At 49.1% G+C, this 22,132-nt stretch carries 22 protein-coding genes and 1 tRNA gene; 3 read left to right on the top strand and 20 right to left on the bottom strand.

Going from position 1 to position 22,132, the window contains the following annotated elements:
• Positions 1-28 precede the first annotated feature (28 nt).
• A complete protein-coding gene (locus ABWO75_RS06140) occupies positions 29-1,147 on the bottom strand; it encodes a M42 family metallopeptidase (RefSeq protein ID WP_353183626.1) in 1,119 nt (372 codons plus the stop codon).
• Positions 1,148-1,273: 126 nt separating this feature from the next.
• On the opposite strand from ABWO75_RS06140, the gene ABWO75_RS06135 reads away from it, so the two are divergent.
• The gene (locus tag ABWO75_RS06135) at positions 1,274-1,417 is read left to right on the top strand and encodes a hypothetical protein (protein ID WP_353183624.1); all 144 of its coding nucleotides are present in this window, start codon (positions 1,274-1,276) and stop codon (positions 1,415-1,417) included.
• On the opposite strand, the gene ABWO75_RS06130 is transcribed toward ABWO75_RS06135, so the two are convergent.
• The 8 genes from ABWO75_RS06130 to ABWO75_RS06095 form a co-directional block, all read right to left on the bottom strand.
• The gene (locus ABWO75_RS06130) at positions 1,409-2,194 is read right to left on the bottom strand and encodes a TerC family protein (protein ID WP_353183622.1); all 786 of its coding nucleotides are present in this window, start codon (positions 2,192-2,194) and stop codon (positions 1,409-1,411) included. The genes ABWO75_RS06135 and ABWO75_RS06130 overlap by 9 nt on opposite strands.
• A 52-nt stretch (positions 2,195-2,246) precedes the next feature.
• Complete coding sequence (locus ABWO75_RS06125) at positions 2,247-3,398, bottom strand: acyl-CoA dehydrogenase family protein (protein ID WP_353183620.1); 1,152 nt, start codon at positions 3,396-3,398, stop codon at positions 2,247-2,249.
• Positions 3,399-3,508: 110 nt separating this feature from the next.
• The gene (locus ABWO75_RS06120; protein WP_353183618.1) at positions 3,509-4,036 is read right to left on the bottom strand and encodes an adenine phosphoribosyltransferase; all 528 of its coding nucleotides are present in this window, start codon (positions 4,034-4,036) and stop codon (positions 3,509-3,511) included.
• Complete coding sequence (locus ABWO75_RS06115; RefSeq protein WP_353183616.1) at positions 4,029-4,946, bottom strand: ComEA family DNA-binding protein; 918 nt, start codon at positions 4,944-4,946, stop codon at positions 4,029-4,031. The genes ABWO75_RS06120 and ABWO75_RS06115 overlap by 8 nt, the downstream gene beginning before the upstream one ends.
• A 35-nt stretch (positions 4,947-4,981) precedes the next feature.
• Positions 4,982-5,326, bottom strand: coding sequence for a ribosome hibernation-promoting factor, HPF/YfiA family (hpf, locus tag ABWO75_RS06110; RefSeq protein ID WP_353183614.1), 345 nt, complete (start codon positions 5,324-5,326; stop codon positions 4,982-4,984).
• A gap of 15 nt (positions 5,327-5,341) precedes the next feature.
• The gene (locus tag ABWO75_RS06105) at positions 5,342-6,223 is read right to left on the bottom strand and encodes a tyrosine-type recombinase/integrase (RefSeq protein WP_353183628.1); all 882 of its coding nucleotides are present in this window, start codon (positions 6,221-6,223) and stop codon (positions 5,342-5,344) included.
• A gap of 88 nt (positions 6,224-6,311) precedes the next feature.
• Positions 6,312-6,503: a 30S ribosomal protein S21 gene (gene rpsU, locus ABWO75_RS06100; RefSeq protein ID WP_257656814.1), complete on the bottom strand. Its 192-nt coding sequence runs from the start codon at positions 6,501-6,503 to the stop codon at positions 6,312-6,314.
• 72 nt (positions 6,504-6,575) lie between these two features.
• Positions 6,576-7,214 carry an HAD family hydrolase gene (locus ABWO75_RS06095; protein ID WP_353183612.1) on the bottom strand — a complete coding sequence of 213 codons (639 nt, stop codon included), beginning with the start codon at positions 7,212-7,214 and terminating at the stop codon, positions 6,576-6,578.
• A 73-nt stretch (positions 7,215-7,287) separates the two neighbouring features.
• On the opposite strand from ABWO75_RS06095, the gene ABWO75_RS06090 reads away from it, so the two are divergent.
• Positions 7,288-7,361 (top strand) — tRNA-Ile (locus tag ABWO75_RS06090).
• Between the two features lie 138 nt (positions 7,362-7,499).
• Entirely contained in the window at positions 7,500-8,678 is a 1,179-nt protein-coding gene (locus ABWO75_RS06085; protein WP_353183610.1) for a tyrosine-type recombinase/integrase, read from the top strand.
• A gap of 83 nt (positions 8,679-8,761) precedes the next feature.
• Here ABWO75_RS06085 and ABWO75_RS06080 read toward each other — a convergent pair whose 3' ends face one another.
• The 11 genes from ABWO75_RS06080 to ABWO75_RS06030 all read right to left on the bottom strand — a co-directional run bounded on the left by ABWO75_RS06080 (position 8,762) and on the right by ABWO75_RS06030 (position 22,132).
• On the bottom strand, positions 8,762-9,079 hold the full coding sequence (locus ABWO75_RS06080) for a hypothetical protein (RefSeq protein WP_353183608.1): 318 nt from the start codon (positions 9,077-9,079) through the stop codon (positions 8,762-8,764).
• Positions 9,080-9,130: 51 nt separating this feature from the next.
• Complete coding sequence (locus ABWO75_RS06075) at positions 9,131-12,568, bottom strand: phage tail tape measure protein (RefSeq protein ID WP_353183606.1); 3,438 nt, start codon at positions 12,566-12,568, stop codon at positions 9,131-9,133.
• Between the two features lie 47 nt (positions 12,569-12,615).
• A complete protein-coding gene (locus tag ABWO75_RS06070; RefSeq protein ID WP_353183604.1) occupies positions 12,616-13,086 on the bottom strand; it encodes a hypothetical protein in 471 nt (156 codons plus the stop codon).
• Positions 13,086-15,164: a hypothetical protein gene (locus ABWO75_RS06065; protein WP_353183602.1), complete on the bottom strand. Its 2,079-nt coding sequence runs from the start codon at positions 15,162-15,164 to the stop codon at positions 13,086-13,088. The genes ABWO75_RS06070 and ABWO75_RS06065 overlap by 1 nt, the downstream gene beginning before the upstream one ends.
• Before the next feature lie 79 nt (positions 15,165-15,243).
• Positions 15,244-15,474: a hypothetical protein gene (locus tag ABWO75_RS06060; protein WP_353183600.1), complete on the bottom strand. Its 231-nt coding sequence runs from the start codon at positions 15,472-15,474 to the stop codon at positions 15,244-15,246.
• Positions 15,475-15,476: 2 nt separating this feature from the next.
• On the bottom strand, positions 15,477-18,008 hold the full coding sequence (locus ABWO75_RS06055; protein WP_353183598.1) for a hypothetical protein: 2,532 nt from the start codon (positions 18,006-18,008) through the stop codon (positions 15,477-15,479).
• Positions 18,005-20,167, bottom strand: coding sequence for a hypothetical protein (locus ABWO75_RS06050; protein WP_353183596.1), 2,163 nt, complete (start codon positions 20,165-20,167; stop codon positions 18,005-18,007). The genes ABWO75_RS06055 and ABWO75_RS06050 overlap by 4 nt, the downstream gene beginning before the upstream one ends.
• A 21-nt stretch (positions 20,168-20,188) precedes the next feature.
• Positions 20,189-20,671, bottom strand: a complete 483-nt coding sequence (locus ABWO75_RS06045; RefSeq protein ID WP_353183594.1) for a hypothetical protein — start codon at positions 20,669-20,671, stop codon at positions 20,189-20,191.
• Positions 20,668-21,456, bottom strand: a complete 789-nt coding sequence (locus ABWO75_RS06040; RefSeq protein ID WP_353183592.1) for a hypothetical protein — start codon at positions 21,454-21,456, stop codon at positions 20,668-20,670. The genes ABWO75_RS06045 and ABWO75_RS06040 overlap by 4 nt, the downstream gene beginning before the upstream one ends.
• Positions 21,453-21,956, bottom strand: a complete 504-nt coding sequence (locus tag ABWO75_RS06035) for a hypothetical protein (RefSeq protein ID WP_353183590.1) — start codon at positions 21,954-21,956, stop codon at positions 21,453-21,455. The genes ABWO75_RS06040 and ABWO75_RS06035 overlap by 4 nt, the downstream gene beginning before the upstream one ends.
• The gene (locus ABWO75_RS06030) at positions 21,953-22,132 is read right to left on the bottom strand and encodes a hypothetical protein (RefSeq protein ID WP_353183588.1); all 180 of its coding nucleotides are present in this window, start codon (positions 22,130-22,132) and stop codon (positions 21,953-21,955) included. Before ABWO75_RS06030 ends, ABWO75_RS06035 begins: the two co-directional genes overlap by 4 nt.

Here is a 22,132-nt window from a genome sequence, read left to right as displayed (position 1 = left end):
GCCAGTATGACGAATCACGGGAAGACATTTACTTCACAAAAGTCCGGAAGTCCTGTCCCGACTTAATCGTCAACAGTGTTTCATAAATTAAGCGGATGACATTATCCACATCTTCCTTATGGATCATTTCAACGGTTGTATGCATATAGCGCAGCGGCAGCGACACCAGTACCGAGGGCACACCACCATTGGAGTATGCGAATGCATCGGTGTCCGTTCCCGTCCAGCGGGACGATGCCTGCCGCTGAAACGGTATTCCCTTCTTTATTGCGGTATCAACCAATAGCTTATTAAAATTTATCTGCACTGATGGTGCATAAGAGACAACCGGCCCTTTTCCGCAGGCCAGATCCCCCTGAGTCACTTTATTGATCATCGGCGTCTGGGTATCGTGCGTTACGTCGGTAACGATGGCTATATCCGGCTTAATCCGGTCGGCAATCATTTCCGCACCCCGCAGGCCGATTTCCTCCTGTACCGAATTGACGATATACAGTCCGAACGGCAGGGTCTTTTTATTTTCCCGCAGTAAACGGGCCACTTCGGCAATCATGAAGCCTCCTGCACGGTTATCCAGCGCACGGCCTACATAATACCGGTCGTTCAGCACCATAAATTCGTCCTCATACGTTACCACCGAACCAACATGTATACCCAAAGCCTCTACTTCCTCTTTACTGGAACAGCCGCAGTCGAGGAAGATATTCTTCAGTGACGGTCCTTCCTCCTTTTCACCCGAACGAGTGTGGATTGCCGGCCAGCCGAACACTGCTTTTACCACGCCTTTTTCGGTGTGGATATCCACGCGCTTCGAAGGGGCAATCTGGTGATCGGAGCCCCCGTTGCGGATGACGTAAATCAATCCATCTTTGGTTATGTAGTTTACAAACCAGGAAATTTCATCTGCATGGGCTTCAATAACCACTTTAAAAGCCGCCTTGGGATTAATTACCGCCACGGCGGTGCCGTAATGATCGGTAAACGTTTCATCCACATAGGGCTTTATATAATCGAGCCATAGGCGCTGTCCGGCCCATTCAAATCCTGTAGGCGACGGATTGTTAATGTATTGTTCAAAAAATTTCAGCGATTTAGGAGTGACCACCGGTATATGCTGCTGTGCCGTTTCTTTTTTTCCTTTTGCCATATTATTTTTGTTTTCTCCGGAAATGGAATGGAGCCAAATTTACAAAATATCCGCGTAGCGTGGGAATCGACCCGTGCACAATACCGAACGTTGAAAACAAAGGTATTCACCAACCGTTAATCACGTATGAAAAAAGGCTTTTTTAAAATGCTGGTTAAGCTGAACAACGCGCTGTTGCCCCGGTACTCAGGAAAGGATCCCGCCAAGCTGACCAAACGGCAGCAAGCGATCCTGGGTTACCGCTACTGGGCGCTGGTCAACTCACTTTAACGGTGCTTTAGGGATATTATCCCCCTGTTTGGCTGCCTTTCTTCGCTGTGCGCGCAGATTCAGGTATTCGACCAACACGGAGAACGCCATGGCAAAATAAATATAGCCCTTGGGAATGTGCTGGTTAAAGGCTTCTGCTGTAAGGGATACCCCGATCAACAGCAGGAATGCCAGTGCCAGCATTTTCACGGTCGGGTGCCGATTAACAAAATTGCTGATTGCCCCCGCGGAGATCATCATAATCACTACGGCAATAATCACGGCCGCAATCATCACGTAAATCTGGTCGACCATGCCCACGGCGGTAATGACCGAGTCCAGTGAAAAAACAATATCCAGTATAAGAATCTGCAAGATTACGTTGCCGAATGTAACTGCCTTACCCCGCATTTCATGCGCCTCCTCACCGCCTTCGATTTTGTGATGGATTTCCGTCGTGCTTTTATAAATAAGGAACAGCCCCCCGATGAGGAGGATCAGGTCGCGGCCCGAAAGGTTAAGGAAGGTCTGCGCAACTTCACCCTCCAGATTGAACCAATCCGCTAAATTAATCAGGGTTCCCGTCAGCGACATCACCCATTTAATGGAAAATAGCAGCGCCACCCGCATAACCAGGGCCAGCATCAGTCCCAGCTGCCTGGCTTTCTGCTGCTGTTCCTCAGGCAGTTTACTGCTTAAAATGGAGATAAAAACAATATTGTCGATGCCTAATACGATTTCCAGCACCGTAAGGGTGAGCAGGGATATCCAGATTTCAGGATTGAGTAGCCATTCCATATACGAGTAAATATCCCATAAAAATAGAAATTGATTCCAAATCGGCAAACGGTTACTTTAATATTTCCCGTGCAATAACCAGTTTCTGGATTTCGGAAGTCCCTTCCCCGATGGTACAAAGCTTGGCATCCCGGTAGTATTTCTCTACCGGAAAATCCTTGGTATATCCGTAGCCACCGAAAATCTGTACCGCTTCAGTGGCGCATTTCACCGCAACTTCCGATGCATAGTACTTCGCCATTGCAGCTTGTTTGACCACAGAAACACCCCGGTTCTTCCGGTCCGCCGCCTGCCTGGTCAGCAGTTCAGCCGCCTCAATTTCCGTGGCCATATCCGCCAGCTTGAAGGATATTCCCTGGAAATTGGCGATTGGCTGGCCGAATTGATGACGTTCTTTGGCGTAACGAACCGCTGCTTCATGTGCGCCCTTTGCGATTCCCAAAGCGAGCGCCGCAATGGATATCCGTCCACCTTCCAGCACCTGCATGGCCTGTTTAAAGCCTTCCCCTTCCCGGCCCAGCAAATTCGCTTTCGGCACCCGGCAATTGTCAAATATCAGTTCCGTCGTTTCCGATGCCCGCATACCCAGTTTATTTTCCTTTTTCCCGGACACGAATCCGGGCATACCCTTGTTGACGACCAGCGCAGATACGCCTTGCGACCTGCCCTTTTCCCCCGTGCGGACCATCACCACGACGATGTCACCACTTTGACCATGAGTAATCCAGTTTTTGGTACCATTGACCACATAGCAGTCGCCATCCGACACGGCCGTTGTGGCCATTCCCAGCGCGTCCGATCCGGTGCCAGCTTCGGTAAGCGCCCAGGCGCCAATCCATTCCGCACCGGTTAACCGCGGAAGCCAGCTGCGTTTCTGGTCCTCGTTTCCAAATGCGAGGATGTGTCCGGTACATAGGGAGTTGTGCGCGGCAAGCGAGAGGCCTACCCCACCGCAGACCCGGGCAATTTCAACAATGACATCCACATACTCCTGGTAACCCAGTCCTGCACCGCCATAGGTTTCCGGAACGAGCAACCCCATAATGCCAAGTTGGCCCATGGCCTTAAAGGTCTCAACCGGGAAATGCTGGGCTTCGTCCCATTCCATTACATGCGGCCGGATGTTCTTTTCCGCAAATTCACGAACCATATCGCGGACCAGTTGCCGGTTTTCATCTTCCGGTGTTTCTGAATGTAACTGCATAATAAATCACTGGTTTTCACAATGATAATTATTATATCGCAGATTACAAACCAAAGAAAACAACGTATAATGGAGTATAAAATGGTATCGGGTTCAAATTCATAGCCCGATCAATAATCGACCAATGAAATGACGTTCGGGCTGTAAGGCAACAACTGTTTTTTACCATGGAGAAAAGTAAGGGCAACGATAAACGCGTATCCTTCGATGATGCCGCCAAGCTGCTGCACCAGCCGGCTGGCCGCGGAAACAGTGCCACCTGTTGCCAGCAGGTCATCATGAATAAGCACCCGTACATCCTTGGGGAACGCATCGCGATGGACCTCGATGGCTGCATGCCCGTACTCCAGCTCGTATTCCTCCGTCACCGTCAGGTACGGCAGTTTGCCCTGCTTGCGAATGGGCACGAACGGCACACCCAGCCGGTTTGCCAGCATCAGGCCAAAAAGAAAGCCCCTGCTTTCGATGCCAGCCACAACGTCAATGGTAAGCGTGTCCAGGCGCTCAATAAATTCATCCAATATCGCATTGCAGAGTTCCGGATCCTGGAGCAGTGGCGTAATATCCTTAAAAACGACTCCCTTTCTGGGGAAATCAGGGACGTCTCGGATAGCGGCTTTAAGTTGCTGATCAATCATGGGTGATTTTCAAGTATGGTGCAATTCTACGGAAAATTTCCGCATCCATCACCGCAATTCCAAACAAATCCGACAACTGCCGGTAAGGGCCGTGCTGCTTACGGTACCGGACAATAAGCCGCGCTAGGCTGGCCCCGATAAAAGGATGCCGCCGCAGCTGATCGTAATCGGCTGAATTTAGGGGTATCCGCTGTACTGCAGCGGTGTCTACCGATATAAATTCCTTTAAGCCATCGTACCTGGCCGAATCCATCCCGTATACCTGGAGCAATTGCGCAACATCGTGAAAACCACCTAAAAGATCGCGAAAACGGACAATCCGTGAGGCGTATACCGGTCCGATTCCCGGCAATGCCTGCAATGCCAGGGAATCCGTAGCATTCAACTCAATTCGCAGCGGCACGTCGGATCGGCGGACTGCTCCGTTGGTCTTTGCGGGTACATTGGGCACTTGACGCCGCAGCGGCTGCTCAAGCGCTGCACGAGCACGGGGCGTTTCCCGTATCCGGATATAAGGAGCCAGCCGGGCATAATCCGCGTCGGTGATGGCGTATATTTTCCCCAGGTCCGCATTTTCCCGGAAACGCCCCCCTTTGGCTTCGTAATTCTTGATCATCCGGATCTGCCGGTCGGTCAGCCCAAGGCGCCGCCAGTCTGCCACAGGCAGGTCATTCGGATCAAATGTAAAAAGCTCCGCTTTACCCGGTCGCACGGCTTGCTGCATGGGCGACGCGGTAAGAAACTGCTCGATTTCAAGAATGTCTGCAGCCCGGTTTCCCTGCGCACCCGGAAACCAATGGCGGTATACCCACGGACCACCCCAAAGCAACAGCAGGACGATCGTTAATACGATCATCCCCTGCAACTCCCGATGGCTGAACCTGAAATATTTTTCAAGCCATTTGAGCATACTCCTGGTTTAGGTGTCCGGCACCGGACCGACAGTTATACTACGGAACTGTCGTCGGTCAGTAATTCTTTGTGATTGCTTGCCTTAGTACGTGTTTTGGTTTTATGCTTATTGATCTGTCGCCGTAGCGACTCCACTGCAAGGTCCGTTGCTTCTTCGAAGGTCTTTGCCTGTCCCTTGGAAAAAAGCTGGTTACCGGGGATGTTAATCTTAAATTCCGTTATCTTATTTGCCTCGTCTTCCACATTCTCCAGTTTCAGGTAACATTCACCGTCGATAATCTGATCAAAAAACTGATCTAATTTGTCCACTCTTCGCTGGATGAAGCTGATTAATTTACGGTCAGCATTAAACCTGATGGATTGCACAGTGATATTCATGTTTCCTCCTTTTTGTTAAGCCTTTGGATGAGCTTGTTTATAAATAGATTTTAATCGTTCGACTGAATTATGCGTATATACCTGTGTGGCGGCAAGCCCCGCATGCCCCAACAGTTCCTTGATTGCATTCAGATCCGCACCGTTATTAAGCAGGGCGGTCGCAAACGTATGCCGCAACACGTGGGGACTCTTTTTTGCCTGTGAGGATACGGCGCCCAGGTAATGCGTTACGATGCCATAGATCAACCGCGGATAGGCATGCTTGCCTTCTTTGGTAACGATCAATTGCGCACTATTGTTATCAAATTGTTGTCTTTTTTTCTCGTTAAGGTAATGCTGCAGCAACTGGTTTAGCGTACGGTTCAACGGCACCAACCGTTCCTTGTTCCGTTTGCCGAAAATCAGCATATTACCATTGTAAAAATCAATATGGGTATCTTCGACCTGCAGCAGCTCGGAAAGCCGTATCCCGGTTCCGAAAAGGAGTTCCAGCACGACTTTATCCCGAAGCCCCTCAAAGGTGTTGGGAAACACTTCATCCCGATCCAGCAGGGCCGATAATTTTCCCTCATCAACCGTTACCGGAAGTTTCTTTGTTGTTTTCAGGGCCTTGACGGATGCAAATGGGTTTTGAAGAACCAATTGCTCCCGAAGCAGGAATTTGTAATAACTACGGAGAGCAGACAGGCTGCGGTTGATGCTGGTCGGGAGCTGCCCCTGTTCAAGCAGTACGGCAATATAGGATCTGGCCTGCCGGTACGTAACGGTTTCCACGTCAATAGCCTGGGTAGTCAGGTAGGCCAGGTACCGCGTCAATTCGTGTTGATAGGCAACGAGTGTATGCCTAGCATAACGCTTTTCGTATTTCAGGAAGTTGATAAACCGATCCGTAACCATCAAAAAAAATCCGTATATTCTTGACGTTGAATATACGGAAATTTATTTAACAGGGCAAAATATATTGCCGCTTAAATTCGGAGAAAACTTAGATGGTTTCCTGGTTCAGGCCCTGCTTGTAGATTGCCTTTTTCACCTGGATACGACGGGTAACCGATTTTTTCTCATAGGCTTGGCGAGAACGCAATTCCCTCAACACACCCGTCTTCTCAAATTTCTTCTTGAAGCGCTTCAATGCCCGGTCCAACGATTCACCTTCTTTTACATTTACAATAATCATGCTTTCAGATACCTCCTTTCGTACATTTTTTTATGGAATGCAAAGGTAAGATAATGATCTCGATTTATCAAACTATTTTTTCCAAACGCCGATCCGGTCCAGCAGTTCCGGCAGGGTATCCCCCTCCCCGAGCAACTCGGCCCGGATACCCAGCCGTTGTGCTGCCGCCACGTGTTGCGGACTGTCATCAATAAAAAGAGTCTCCCCCGGCTGCAGGTCGTGGCGGTCCAATACAAACTGAAAAATCGCAGGGTCGGGTTTTCGCATGCCCATCAGGTGGGAATAATAATCCTGCTCAAAAAAAACCGAATTATCCACAAGGCCGTGTTCCCGTTGGAGGTAGTCCATAATCCATTGGTAGTGAATCTCATTGTTATTACTCAACAGAAAAGTACGGTAATGCTGCTTCAAGTTCCGTAAGAGATCGTGGTATCCTTCAGGAACACCAACAAGTAATGTACTCCATGCCTTCGTAATCTCACTATCGGTCAGCTCGGGTTTACCTGCAGCCTCGCGGATGGTGTTCCGGAATTCCGCGGCTGTCAGCTGTCCTTTGTCTAATGCATCGACCCACGGATTTTGCGTGGCATGGGAAAAGAACGCGTTGGCGTCCCGGATACCCAGGTCAACAAATGCCTGCCGCAGTGCAGGAAAGTCAAGCATGAAGATCACGTTACCGTAATCAAAGATGATGTTTTTGATTTTTTGCATTGCAAAATTTTAAATATCCACTGCAAATATGTAAAATTGCAACCGCAAATCCGCGCTTGTCGCGGGTTTCACCGCGCCTATAGCTCAGTTGGTTAGAGTAGAAGACTCATAATCTTTTGGTCCCTGGTTCGAGCCCAGGTGGGCGCACACAATACACGCGAAAACTGTGTTTTTATATACGTGGACACAGTTTTTGCGTTGGCCACACGAAAGTGGCAATCTTTCTTCTGATACGGCAAATCAGTGTTCTGAAAACAGGCAATGGCCTTTTATTGGACACAAATCATGTCGTATTACCAGCAAAAAATTTCAGTAAAAATCCGGATGCGATCCAGGGTGGACGCGCCAAATGGGAATCTTTTCGTTCAACTGATCATTGACGGCGTGTCCCAGCGGTACCCGCTGGGTATCACCTGGCCTACAAAACTGTTCGACAAAGAGGGGGAAAAACTACTTCCGCGGCAAAAGGGTGATGAGCTGTGCTACCAGCACAATCTTATGATCCAAAACGAACTGGCCAAATGGAATAAATTGATCCTACGCTATTATGTATCTGAACACACTGCTACCCACGATGACTTCAAGCGTGTGCTCAAACTTTACACCTCACGGCATGATGTTATTGGGTACTTCAGGGTTATTGCCTCGCTGCTGGAAGTAGAAAAGATCGTGGATAAAGAAACCGCAAAAAAATACAACACTGCATTTAACCGAATGGAACAATATTTTAAGATTCAACCCAGGTGGCAATTCAACACAGTGCAGCTATTTGAAATTCAGCAGTTGGAAAACTGGATTACAGAAACTTTGGCCCACAATACCATGTGCGGACACATGCGCGTGCTTCACAAGTTTTTTGGGATAGCCGCCGATGATGGTTTAATGATATACAATCCGATGGATAAGTATAAAATGCCATCTTTCCAGGACGGGGTACGCGATATTATTGAAATACACGAAATCAAACAGCTAAAGGAGTTTTACGACACAGCTGTATTGTCGGACCACGAGCGGGATGTTTTGCGCCGGTACCTGATCTCCTGCTATACCGGACTTCGGAAGTCAGACATTGAGCAGCTTGACCCACGATTCCATATCAGAAACGGCAACGTGCTACGCCTGCATATGTTCAAGACACGCCGTTACGGTAAATCGGTTGAATTTACGATGTCCCGGACGGCCACAGAGTTGATTGGCAAAAAACGCGCTTTGCTTTTTCCGTTTATGGAATCAGCACTGCTTTGTAAGACACTTAGGCGATTGGTAAAGAAGGCAGGAATTGAAAAATATATACTTTTCAGGTCCGGAAGGGATTCATTTGCTACGGCTTACCTGGAGCTGGGCGGTAACATAAAAGACCTTCAGGAAATACTTGGTCATGGATCGGTTAGGTATACTGAAATCTATCTGAAAATGACGAGCCGGACAAAGAGTAACATCATGAGCAAATTCGATACGATTTGATGGATATCGTGGACACGAAAAACATAAACGGTTAAAAGCGAAAGGGAAAGTAATAGGCAGTTAAACCGGATTTTCCACCACGGCTATCCAACAAATCCATCCTTTTCTGTATAGGTACCTAACAGATCACCATTTTCTTTATGGAAAACAGCAACGGTCATTGATCGGGTTTCCTCCGGTGTTTTTCCGCTCGTCAGGCACCATACCCGGAAAACGTTCTGACAGAAATTGCTTTTGAACTTTTGGTCTTTGCCGGCGAATAATTCCGGATAGATATAGAAATCCGGCGTTTCTTCACCCGGCTGCAACAATCCCATAGCGGTCAGGTCAATAACATTTTTCATCAGTTCGGCTATCTGCTGAACATCCGGGCGTTTTTTTTGATTGAGTTTTTTAAGCATTCCCATGATTCAAATGTACGCATATAAACAAATAGTTGAAGGGACACACGGTTAAGCATCCACATCATTAGTGATGCGGGCCTTCCGATCGTTCCAATCCTCCAGCATCCGGCTTGAAATGATCAGCGGCCTGCGGTTTGCTTCCAGCTGGGCATCCACCATTTGTTTCACCGCTGCCACTACTCCGGTCATATCCACGGCAGGCGCGGCTACATTTACAACCGGTGGTTTTCCACCGGATGACAGCATTGCCCTTCCCCCATTCCTTACGGCACGGTCCGCGTCAATCAGATCCGGATTCAAACGGATGGCCGCCCCGGCCTTTCGCTGGCTACTATAAAGCAGTTCGTCCACGATAGCGCGGTTATTCCGATAGGTATCCCGGCTCAATATCGGTTCACCACCTTCGATATTGCCGATTATTACCCGCCGCCGGCGGTCCATAAGATCGATACCGCCCTGTGCGTGGCTGCTTCCTACCGGTAACATTCCGCCTTTAGCAAACTGCGGGGGCTTTTGCGCTGCAATAACCGCCGTTTGCGCTATTCCGGCAGCACCTGCAAATGCGGCTGGAATGATACCAGCTGGCCATCCGAATTGCGCGAATGTTTTACCAACGGAAAGTGCGGTATTGATCAGCGACTGCGCTAAGTCCGCACGCTTCTGCGCCTGCCAGGCTTTACGTTTTTCAGTACGCTCCATTTGGTCGTACTTTTTATTGATTGCCTTTTTCTGCGCTTCTGTCAGATTCCTTTCGCTCAACTCTTTTTCACGTTGCTTACGCAGCTGCTCCAGGCGCATATCGGATTCAGAACGGGCATTATTGGAAGTGATTTGGAACACGGCATCGGAAATGATCTGTGCGGCCTGGACGGCCTTACCTAATCGGGAGTTCCAAGTTTCTTCATCCAGTTGGGTAATCTCGTACGCCCGCCCCTCTTCGATGGCTTTCAAAGCGGCATTAAATTCTTCGGTTGCGATGATCTGTTTGCTGTACTTGGCTTTTAATGCAGCTATTTCAGCATCATATTTTACATTGATGTCTGCAAGCCGCCGGTCATACGCGGTCATGCCGTTCCGGTTATATTCTGCTTCCAGGCGTTCCTTATCCAGCTTCAGCCGCTCCGCTTCCCTTATCTCCGCATCGGTCAAATCCTTTGCCCTGGCAATACGCAATTCAGCCATTGCATCATCGTTGCCTACGTTTTCCCGTTCCAACGCATCGTAAAAAGCATTGATCCGCGCTTTCTCTTTATCCAGTTCACTGGCCTGTTTCGCTTCAAGTCCCGCGCGAAGAGATTCAATTTTTGCCAGGTATTCTTCCTGTTGGCGTAACCGCATATCGTTGGTGGCTTGCTCCCTTTTGGTTTGCAGGTCGGAAATTTTTGCATCCGCATCAGATATCTGCTCGGATGTTGCCCCTTTCAACTTTTTAAATGCCTCATATTCCTTAATCAACTTATCGTACTTCGCTTGCTCTTCTGCAATTTCCCGCTGATTTTTACTCAACTGGTCACGAAGCCGGGCGGCATCAAGGGCGTTGAATGCATCGAGTAATTTTTCATACTCCTTCTTTGCTTTTTCCCGTTCGCTTTCCGCCTTTTTATCGGGTTTGGTGGCGGGTGTATTAGTTGGCGTTCCTGGACTATCCCCGTTATTACCGCCGGTTTCCGGCAACTCAATATCTTCCCCTTTCAGTGATTTAATCAATGCTTCAGCACCCTGTTTAAGCATACCAAGTTCTTTGATACGCTGGGTGAAATCAGCACGCATACGGTCGTTAAGTTTGTACGTCCGGATGTTACCGAACATCGAATCGGAACGGGTCCAGCCTTCTTTCATGGCCAGGTTAAGCCGGTCAAACTCTTCGGTATAATCCGACAGGTCGTTTTCAGCCGCTTTTATCGCATCCCGGTTCTGATAGGAAAGCATTGCTTTCTGCGTTTCCAAAAATTCGCGGGCCTTTTCAGTGGATACAGCGATAACGCGACCGTACTTATCAAATTCCAAAGCTGCATAAGGTACGATCTCCGCAATTTGGGTAATGACCTTGCTCAATTCGGTCTGCTCTTCACGGTTCAGCTTTCCTTTTCCCTTCAATTCATCATGCCTATCCACAAGTACCTGTAATCTCCCTTCCAGGGCATCAACCTCACCTTTCATGGCAAAGTATTCATTCGACAATTTTTCGCTTTCGCTTCGGTTGTCTACCAGCGCACCGGTGAGATCGGTAAACCATTTCCGGAGCCGACTATTTTCCCAAAAAGTCCCCAGCCGGTTCCAAATCTTTTCCATATTCGCGCCCAGCGTTGTGTTCATGTTATTGAACTCCGCCATCACGCTGATATTATCCTTAAAGGCACGGTTACCCTGTTCCTGCCGTTGCCGTAGCAGGTCGGTACGTTCAGCCAGTGCTCCTAATGCAGCTATCCCGCGCGCTCCGGACACTTCCAGCACGCCCATATTTTTTGCCAGGGCCTCCAACCCGCCATCAGCTGCTTTACTGTTTTCCAACACCCGTATAAATGCTTCGTTCGCATCCTCCCTAAGCAGCTTAGAAAAGTCTGCCACGCTCATTTTGGCGATCTTTGCGTTTTTCGGAATATCTTCCCCCAGTCCGACAATAAACTGGCCGATGGCGGTAGAACTGCTTTCCATACTTTGGCCCAGCTCGTCAGCTGTTGCAGCAAGACCCAGTATATCCTGAAGGCTGATGTTTGCGGCCGGAGCGATACCGGCCATCCGCTGGGCAAAATCCACCAGGTTCTTTTCCGCGGCGGTCCCGCTTGCACCCAATGTGTTGATAGCGCTGCCGACACGCATCAACGCTTCCTCGATGCCATATTGTTCCTTCAGGCGGAAAATATCCGTTAGTTTTCCGAGGCTGTTAATGCTCTCTTCCACCCCGCCCAAATCTTCACCGAGCGCTACGCCGATCCGGTCAGCCGCCCGCACAAAGCCTTCCACGTCCCGTTCCGCCGAAATTCCCAGCTTACCAGCCACCTGGGCCAGCCCCAGCAGTTCCGTATTGGCCGTGCGGGTATCAAACCGTTTGAATTTTTCGTTAAGGCGATCCACAGCCGCTTCGGTCAGCCCGGTGGTTTTCTGAACCCCTCCCATGATGTCGCTTAACTCCGCGTTCTTTTGGATGAAATTACCTACACCCTGGACAGCCATATCCCAGGCGCGCATGAGAACATTACCGCCGACAACGCCGGCAGCAATCTGCTTCATATTTTCCGAAAATGATTTGGCATTGCCCGCGCCCGCCTTCAATTCATCATTCGTTTCCTTCAGCGCGGCATTAAGGCGTTTGATCTCTTCACGGCGTTCCCGGTAAGCCTTTGGGTCATCGGCTTCCCGCATTTTTCTAAATTCGGTGGTGTATTTCCGGGCGGTGTCCGTCAGTTCCTTTAATGACGTTTTTGCCTGTTGGCCATTGATGACCAACTTCATTACACTTTCGGTGTCCGTACGCTGCTTTGCCATTAGGCAAAAAACGCCATTCACTGCCTACACCGAAAGGACACGGAGTGTTACAGGTTGAGGCTGTATTCGGTCACCTCCATCAGTTCGCGGCGCATGTTGGTTACGGCCGATGATTGCATTTCCTGTTCCAGCAATTCCCGCAGGCGGTGTAACTGCGCTGTTTTTGGCTTATTGAACCAGCGTTTGGGGCGGCGGCCGTTGTAGGATACATCAGCCCCGTATCGCTTTGCTCCCGTTGCGAAGGTCCGGTTAGACTGCCGTTCGTACGCTTTCAGCCCCCGGCCCACTCCCATGTCCACGAAACGTCCGTACATCGCAAACCGAAGGAAAACAGCGGTAACGTCACCGTTGGTTAAAACAAGCTGCCTGGCTATCCCCCGTTCCAGGGCACCGGTCTTTCCGATTTTCAGTTTACGCAGCTGCTTACGGAGCCGATCAACAAAATAGCGGCTCCACTTTTCAATCACGCCGTTACGGTAGATTTTCAAATGCAGATCGTCTATGTTTTTAGATTCCATTATTCAGCAAATTCATAACTACCATCTGCACTATTGTCGAGCTCATAATTATGCCATGCTTCGATCCCGTCCCAAAGATTCCAAATGGTTGCTTTTTTCCAAATATGGGTATCCACGCCCCTCAAAGCTGTAAATTCGGAACCGCTTGCATTTACTGGATGATTGAAAGTTAGGTTTCGGTTGTCAGTATCTGTATAGGTTTCTTTGATCCTTACCGGCAGATTACTAACCGATATCGGAAGTGACCCGGCAGGATCCCGGTAAAAACGTAAAACCACGTCCCCGATGATTTCCCGGTGTTTCGGTTTCTTTACCCTGAAACGCTCATTTTCCACGCTAAGCCGAACGTATATTTTCTGATCAGGTTTTATGATTTCGCCTTCGGTAAACCCAACCTTTATTTCATCGGCCAGCGCACCCATATTGTAATACGGATAGCCCAGTATCCGGCAGACCATTACGCGGCCACCGGTTTCCGTTGGCTCAAAGGTTACCCGGTCGGGTAACGCTTCGATACGCGCGCGGCTATCGCCACTGTAAAGGAATTTACGCAGCGGTGCCAGCTGCATAAATTTGGTCACGGGCAACCGTGCAATAAGGTCTGTCTGCTCCGTATTACACAGCATGTCATACCAGTTCAGGCAAAATTTGGTAAGCCAGCCGGTTTCCCCACCCGGACCTAAACTGTAATCGTACACAGGTGTACCGGTTTGGTCCAGGTTGTCGCATGTGGCGTACGGGATCATGCCGCTGTTGCCGAGGGTTCCCCAGGGCACCATCCCCTTGTAAGCGATCAGCCGTAATTTGAAGTCGTTTTTGCCATAGGTTTTGTCCGGATTGTATGCCTGGGTTTCCTTCCACCCCACATCATAAATATTTCCCGTCTGCCTGGCCCACGGCACCCGGTGTTCCGCCTCTTTGTTCAGGTACATTGGCCCCTGATACATAAACAGCGTACCGGTCTGCAATTCCTGGACTTTGGGCGAATCACTTGATCCAACAAAATAGCTTTTTGGGTATGGCTCCAGTTTATAGCATTCGTCCCCATCATCCACCATCGTTTTTAGTTCATATCCCAGCACCGGATTATGTTTGATGCGAAGTGATCCTTTCTCCACGTTTCCCGCGATATCCACCGCATCCCGGCGGCTTAAGATGTCGTCTGCCAGGTCAAAGGTCGCAATCCGGGTGTGGCTGTCGAAGTAAATTGCAACTTTGTAATCATTGCGTAATGCCTTGATAAAATCGGCTATACTCATCCCCGGCAGATGACGTGCCGGACAAAGGTCCAGCGAAGGGCTGTTAAACTCTATACCACCGATCATGCCGGTATTGTATATTACCCAGGTCCTGACTTCCGGATGATCCAGGAAGCTGCCACGGGCTTCAAAACCCAAAAACGTGCACATTTCCTTAATTACCCAGGTCAGGTAGAAAAATGGCGTAAACAGCCGGTTTTCCTGCGGCGTAAAGAAGCCCCCGCCCCATTCGTTAATGAACCAAAACATTCGTTCATTTTCCTTAATCTCTTCGGGCGTTTCACCGGGCACCGGTTCCAGCTCACCGGTCTTAAGTTCGTTACGGATGGGAAAAAAGACCCACGGCCACTTCCCTGGGTTTTCACAGCTATCCAAAATATTGGCATACCGGTCCTCATTTGTGCTGCTCACTTTGATCTTCCGGAAGTCTACAAATTTCCCATTTTCGCTGATGGTAAAAACCGAAGCGACAGTGCGTTCCCGCATCCATTCGGCCACGGTGCCGCTATCTATCTGCAAATCCCCTTCAAAACCGTTTGCCACAACGTCAAAAGCCAGCGTTGCGCGTTTCCAGGACTGGCCGAATAGCTGCACCAGTACCGGCAGCTTTCGCCGTGCCCTGCGGTTTTCCGGAAGGTGTGCATTATTCAGCGCGGCACGGTTCCGCGGGGTGAACGGGAATACAACCGGATAGGAATACGACCCGGCAAATAACTGATCCTCGTTAAACATCACGCTCATCCATTCCACCGTCAGGTGGCTACCGGCAGCTACGTCCAGTTCAACATCTTTATACCGTATGGAAAACAGGCTACTCATTTGCTAAATGAATATTTCAATGATCAACCACCACATAATCGAGCTGATAACCGTCCCGATTATCAGCCCTTTAAAGAAATTACTTTTCCGACAGGTCATGATCCGTAGTTGTAGCTTTTGCAAGCAGTGTCATAACAAAACCCACAGTGGCCAGGTATCCGGCAGCTGTATTCATCCATGCCGGGATAGCGATGGTTTCCGGCGCGGACAATAACCCTACGCTGATAGCTGTCAACGCCCCGCCAAACCAAGCGGCTTTTTTCCAAAATTTCGGTGTTTCCGAAAGGAAACGTTTCAGTAGTGTTTTCATAATTATTCTTCTTTATTCTCCAATGCCTCTACTCGTGCCGTCAAGGCTTGCAATAGCACTTCCAGTTCGGCGTTTTTTTGTTCCAGCAGCGAAACTTTTGCGATTAATACCTGTGATTCGTCAACTGACAATTTACCGGTGTCCTCGTTTTTTCGGACGGCATTTGGCAGGAATTCCTCTACCTCTTGTGCATAATACCTGACATGGATAAGGCTATCCCTGCCGTCTTTCCAAGTGAATGCCCGGGCAGGAATATTACCTACACCACTGTAATCATATTCTGCATCATTTTTAAGGGTGCTGTCGGAAGTATTTGAGTATGGACCGTTTGCATCCACGCCGCCTTCCCATAAACGCATCTGCACCCCGGCATCGCTAAACGTTCTTATTATGACGGCGGCATCCCCATTCACATTCCTGCCCTCTATTGCCGGACCCGGCCAACTTCCCGTGGAACTTCTGTATATCAAAAAGCTGTATTGGTTGCCCGCCGATGATGGTCGTGGGATAGCTGTTTGATTAGCAAACTTTACGTATTGTCCTGTGAAAACAGGGGTTCCAGCAGTTATAGCATAACGACTATCCAATTGGCTATTTGTTCCTACTTGGGACGCGCCCGTACCTGAAACTGCAAATCCTGCCCCATCCACATAGCCTTTGGTGGCTAAGTGATTAACAGCGGTAGGTGTCCACCCCAAAGGAACCGACACCCCGCCTTTATACAAATAAAGTTGATCGCCGGCACTGCTAACGTAAGTTCGCAATATAAAAGCCGCCCCCGCATCGCTCCCGTAGCCCACCAAATACGGTCCGAAAATACCTCCCGAAGAAGATGAACCTATGCTTATGCTTTCTGCGGCGCTGCTGGGCACTGTACCTCTTGGAATCAGCCACGAATGGGTGGACGTCCATTGCTTTGCGCCGGAAATAGCTGTTTGCCCCGTGTTGGTAGTAACATAGTTAGTTGGTATATCAGCAGTGGTTGCTACTTTATACCAAGAACTGCTAAACCTATTCCTAAACCACATATTACCTGTATAGGCTGTGCCACCTGTTGTCAATGCGATAGCGGCGTTAGAGGTTGTTGCACCCCCCATTTGAAATATTACACCGCCGTTGACCCCAGCAGTCCACGGAACGTTTGTGGTAGGATTGGTTGACAAAAGCGAAATAGCCCCTGTACCTGACCACGTAGATAAATCACTCGTGCCATCTAAAACCATGTTATAAGTATCAGCGAACCGAGTGGGTATTGTCCGGCTTTTGATTTGGGTGTCAGCCCATCCAACCGTAGCGCCGTCATTAGTTGCCGAAGGGGATGTGGTAAGTTTAACCCCGTTATAGGTTCCTGTTGCATTTATGTTTCCCGAAGCACTTACATTTGCGGCGGTTATCGTTCCGCTTGCATCCACATTTGCTGTTTGCAAATCGGCTCCCAATGCAGACCCTCCGGAAGTTAATAACGTATTTACCTGAACGTTATTTGTGGTTGTCGCCCCCGCATTGGTTACCTGCTGTAAATTCGGCGTAGTGGATGTACCACGGGATAACTGGCCTGCTGAATTAGCCATTACCGGCGCGTCACCTGTACCGGCCAAACTGGATGCTGTTAGTTCGCCGGTAGCCGCGATAACAAGCCTATTGGTGTTATTTGTCGCCAATCGTAGTGATTGCGCGCCCATAGTCCTAACGAATACGTTTCCATCCATGCCAAATTCGGCGATAGGCGATGCCCCTGTTCCAAGTATATAAGCATCGGTCGACCATATATTGCCCTGCACCTGCAATGGGGAGGCTCTTGCGATATTGGGCGTACTTCCAATACCCAAACCGGTATTGGTAAAGTAGGCGTTCGCGGACGTTGATACCCCGGATTTTATATGGACTAAATTGGCATCCGTGCCGTCTATAACAGAAGTATACAAAGTACCAAACGTGGCATTGGTTCCAAATAGATCGCCTGTCAACGTACCGCCCGTTAAAGGTAAATACCCCGCCCCCATCGCATTAAGTTGCGCTAAAGTAACAAAGTCATCGCTTTCGGTTCCGGCCGCACCTTTAGCACGGATAAGCGTAGAAGCCCCATCCCTGAAGGCAGCTACCCCATTTTGCAGAATCAATCCAATATTGGAGGCCGTGCCGCTTAACTGCACCATCGTAGGTGACATGTTTAATAATCCGGCGGTTGCCCCCCCATTCAACAAACCTACCTGAAAATTATTGCTGACATAGCGGGCATACCCCGAATTGGTTGCAACGTTTAGATTGCCCGTGCCGGAAATCTGTATAGCGTTTGTGGTCGTGTTGCCCAGCCCCGTCACTCGCTGCAAAGAGAACAAGGCAAGCAGACTGTCTGTGTATTTTAATGGAGTTATATAGGTGTAGCTTCCGGTCCGCCCAACCATTATTTTTCCATCCGGAACGGCGATCGGGGTTCCGTAGGGCTTACTTCCGCTCGGACGTGTGGTTACGGTCTGTGCATTTACTGCCGCTATGCTGCATAACGACAGAACGAATAATAAAAAATGCTTCATGCGATGTTTAATCCGGTTATGTTCCATTTGCCCTGATCCAATTTTGTCCAAACGGTTTGTGCTGATTCGCTGTAAATGATATCCGCATTTTTCAGAAATGGAAATGCAGCATCGAGTTGTGCCGAGGTTATATCGGCCGCCAGGCTATTGTCAATCACAACAACGCACCCGACCCGTAGTATCCACTTAGCGCCGGGCGCGCCCGGTTCGGTATAGTTTAAATCCTCGGTACTTTTCCAAAGGGCATTTTTGTACACCACGTAATTACCTGCATCATACCCATCCTCTTCCGGATCCTCTTCATCAATCTGAACCCAGTCACCCCGGAATACCCACATCGTATCCAGCACGTCATAAACAAACCCTTCTGTAACGTACTGCGGGTGGGTATGATTCATTGGGGCCTTACCCTGTATCTGCAAAAGGAGATTGGCCACCGAGGTCGAAAGCTGGTTACTTAGCGTGTTTAAATCGGTTTGCAGGCCGCCGATCATCCCGTTAATTTCGGCTTTGTTGTAGGTTTGGGTTTTCAGATAATACCGGTCGTCAAAGTTTTCAGGGTCCAACGGCGGCGGTGGAATGTATCCGCTTAAATCGGGCGTATATGCGTATTCGTCCGTTTCCTCGTCCGCGGTAAACAGCTCGTCAGAATAACGGCTACCCACCTCAAATTCAAGCGCAAACAGATTATTCCCGTCCGAAAATTCATTGATGTCCCGACTTACAAGCGTTATCGGATAATACCTGCCATTCTTAAATGCGTATTTCTCGGTGCTCAAAAAGAAGTCCCTAAAACCCCGCATCTGCCTGCGTGTCCCGTATCCGGTATTTACTTTCTCACTATCGGTAAGATGTATGTCGTAATCCACTGATTCCCCATCCTCCAAACGGAAATCCGCAACCCTGGTAATTACAGCAGATTCCTGGACTATTTTGTACCCCTTGCTTTTCCTTCCGTACACATACTTCCCTTCGTAGCTGCCAAAGCTGTTTTCAAAAACGAAAAACCGTGTATACGGTTCGTAGCGGTAATTAATCGAAAACCGCATTACTTCGCTTAGCGATACGCCGGCTGATTCCAGCCACACGTCATATCCCGCGGGTACCTTTTCATCATCCTGAAGGTGTACGCCCAGTTGCTTCATACCGGAAGGCACGATAATTCGCCGATACCGGGAGATAGCGGCAAATTGATAGGCTGTGTAGGTAGCTTCAGTATTATCGGAGAAAAACACCTTTACCCGTACATCCACATTTGAACGGTTTGCAACGAAATTAACCGTGTATAGATAGTCAGGCTGTTCGGGTTGGACAATCTTATAATTGTTGCTCTGATCCATCCATTTTAGTTTGGTCCCGACCATGAACCAACCAGGAAAAGATCGCTCCGCCAGCAACCCTTTGCTGAAGCCGCCGTAAACACCCTGTTTCGTCCCGGTATCGGATGTTTGGCGCACGCGCTGCGGAGTTCCATACATTTCCGCAAACCGTAGGTAAAAAGGCCGTACCGTCCGGCTGCTGGTTTCAAAAACCGGGGCTGATAAGCTGGGCCGGTCGTGGCCATCTGCCAGCAATGCAGTTGTCAATGCATCCGAAACATCCCATACAGCATCCCCGTTATCATCAGGTTCAAGCGCGACAGTGCAATAACTTTCAAATCCCAATCCATCAGTTTTACCCACAAACAATTCAGCAAGGATTTTCAGGTTGGGGTTCAGCACCGGAGCCACGCCACTTTGCAACTGGCTTATTGAAACCCCCGTCCCCTCTACATTAAGATCATATTGCGGATCATTCCCGGTAGCTGTAAACTGGAGTTTACCGCCCCCGATAACTACTGTGAAGTCGCGGTTTATGTAGTAATTTTTTTTCAGTGCGGCCAGTACGGCCGCCAACCAGGTTTCCAGGTCATCACCTTCAATCCCGGCAGGCAGTTGCAGCCCGCTATCATCGGGGCCGGTCTTAAAAACAAAGTCGAACTTATTATCGCCGTATTCCACCTCCATTGTGTCGCCATCCACCCGGACAGCGCTGAAAGTAAGCTCACCGATATATGGGCGACCGGCGTTTGCATACCGTGCGTCCGTACGGAAGGAAAATACCACTGGATTCCGGCTAAAAACTACCGCCCCAGGCTCACGTTCAAGGGTTACAGCCATGCCCAAAAATCCCCCTATTGACTAAAAGGAGAAAGGACACACAAACCGAATCGTAAACACATATCCGTAGTATTTGGTGTACATTGGGCCTACCGGGGAGTACTGTACACCATTGATACGGAAATCAATAAAACGGCCCGCGATAATCTCCCTGCTATTTCGATCCTTCCGTATCTGTTCAAGTATTGTTTTACCAATTGAAAAGCACCGGCTGCGCACGGTTCGGATCGGTTCTTTTCCCTTACGTTCATCCACGATCAAAAAGGCCCCTTCAATCGTATTCGTGTAGTTCACGCTTTCATTATCGTCAATCGACCCTTCACCCTGTTCAGCCAGCATTGCCGGGAATGCGGCTGTATTTCGTATGGCATTGTCAAATTCAGCAAGATCAAACGGATCGTCAATGGAATGAAAGGCCACTTTTTTATTTTCAGGGTCGTGCGGAATGTCCGGGCTTTGAATTGCCTTTGCTTCCATGTATTCAAAAAATTGATCAATCGTCATAATTTACCCTTTCTTTGCAGCCGTTCGTATTCCTCAATCCGTTGGGTCATGTGCTTTAAAAACACATATAGATTGATTGCTACGGTATCTTTAAAATTCCCCAGCTTATCACCGCTGTATGCCAGTATCTGATCTTCCAGGTCCATTAACCCGTTACCTTCCGCCGCCTGCTTTGACGGCTTGAATATCTTAGGGTGTGATTTTATTATTGAGCCCCGGCAGCCTTCATAATAGAGCAAAATGGCATGCAGCCAGTTAGGATTGAGCCAGCGGAATAACCTGGCACGGCGGTTAATACGTATCTCGTTAACAGGCTCCCTTATATCCTCCACTCCGCCTTTACCCGCCGGGCGGAACAATGTGGCGGCCAGCAGTCGCAATAACTCCTGGTCGCCCGTTTTCAGATAAAGCTGGTAGTACAATTCCGTACGCCGGTATTCACCTACCGATATATTGGCCAACCTGTTTGAAGGCCCGTGATATCTCCGGAAAAACAAACGGACACTGCCAATAACATTTTTTGTCAGTGTGTTTTCCCCCATCAGAAAATCAAGGCTCAAACGCAGCTGGGCATCGTACGCGGCCGATGTGTTGAGCCTGGAAAGCAGTCCTATCGAAATCCCGTAAAAGAACATCACAGCGGCCTGCATCGCCTGCTCAACTGGGATACGCATCCGGATAATTCCGCACCAGTAGTAAAGCTGTTTCCTGCTTAGTTCGTTCCACGCGGAAGGCGCGCTGAACTTTCGCAATTTTCCGTTATAGACAAGGCTGATCCGGTTCATTTTTTTATCAGTAAAAACAGGAAGATCAAACCGAGTGCTATGCCACCCAGCCAAACCCAAACCCCTTTCCAGGATGCGGTACCGGTACGGTCATCGCCTGTGTGTTTTTCTTTTAGATCAAGCTCTGAATTATCCCGTTCAGATACGCCTTTCTGTTCCAGCGTTAACCTTTCCCCCTGGCCGGAAACCGAATTTGGCGGCAACGTGAACGTACCGGTCAGCACTTTTCCCAGGCTATCCAATCCAACATGGAGATCAAAAAGGCCATTTTTAATATTCAGTTGTCGATTGATCACATCACCGCCGAATGAATAAGTACGGCCGGGAAATAGCTGGTCAGTCGTCCACCTTTCCAGTACCAGGCGTTTACTTGTGTCTACGCGGGCCACATCGAGTAATAGCGATGCGGCCACCTTATCCAGCTTCTTTTGCCGTGTGGTATTCCGGAACACCCCGCAGCTGGATAGGAAAACAACTATCAATACAAATGCCCACTTCATTCCGCGTTTTTTAGCTGGACTGACAACGCCTCCAGTTCAGCGACTTTGCGCGCCAGGGAATCGGTACTGATACCAAGTTCCTTTGAAGCGATTTCAATCGTGCGTTTCTCCCGTTCGCGGGTTGAAGTACTGCCGAAAAACACCAGTACTGCGGCCATCAGAAATAACTTTTTCAT

Source organism: Parapedobacter lycopersici, from assembly GCF_040395035.1.
GTDB lineage: Bacteria > Bacteroidota > Bacteroidia > Sphingobacteriales > Sphingobacteriaceae > Parapedobacter > Parapedobacter lycopersici_A.
The sequence above is the reverse complement of the archived record's forward strand: the minus strand, read 5'-3'. Positions and strand labels throughout refer to the sequence as shown.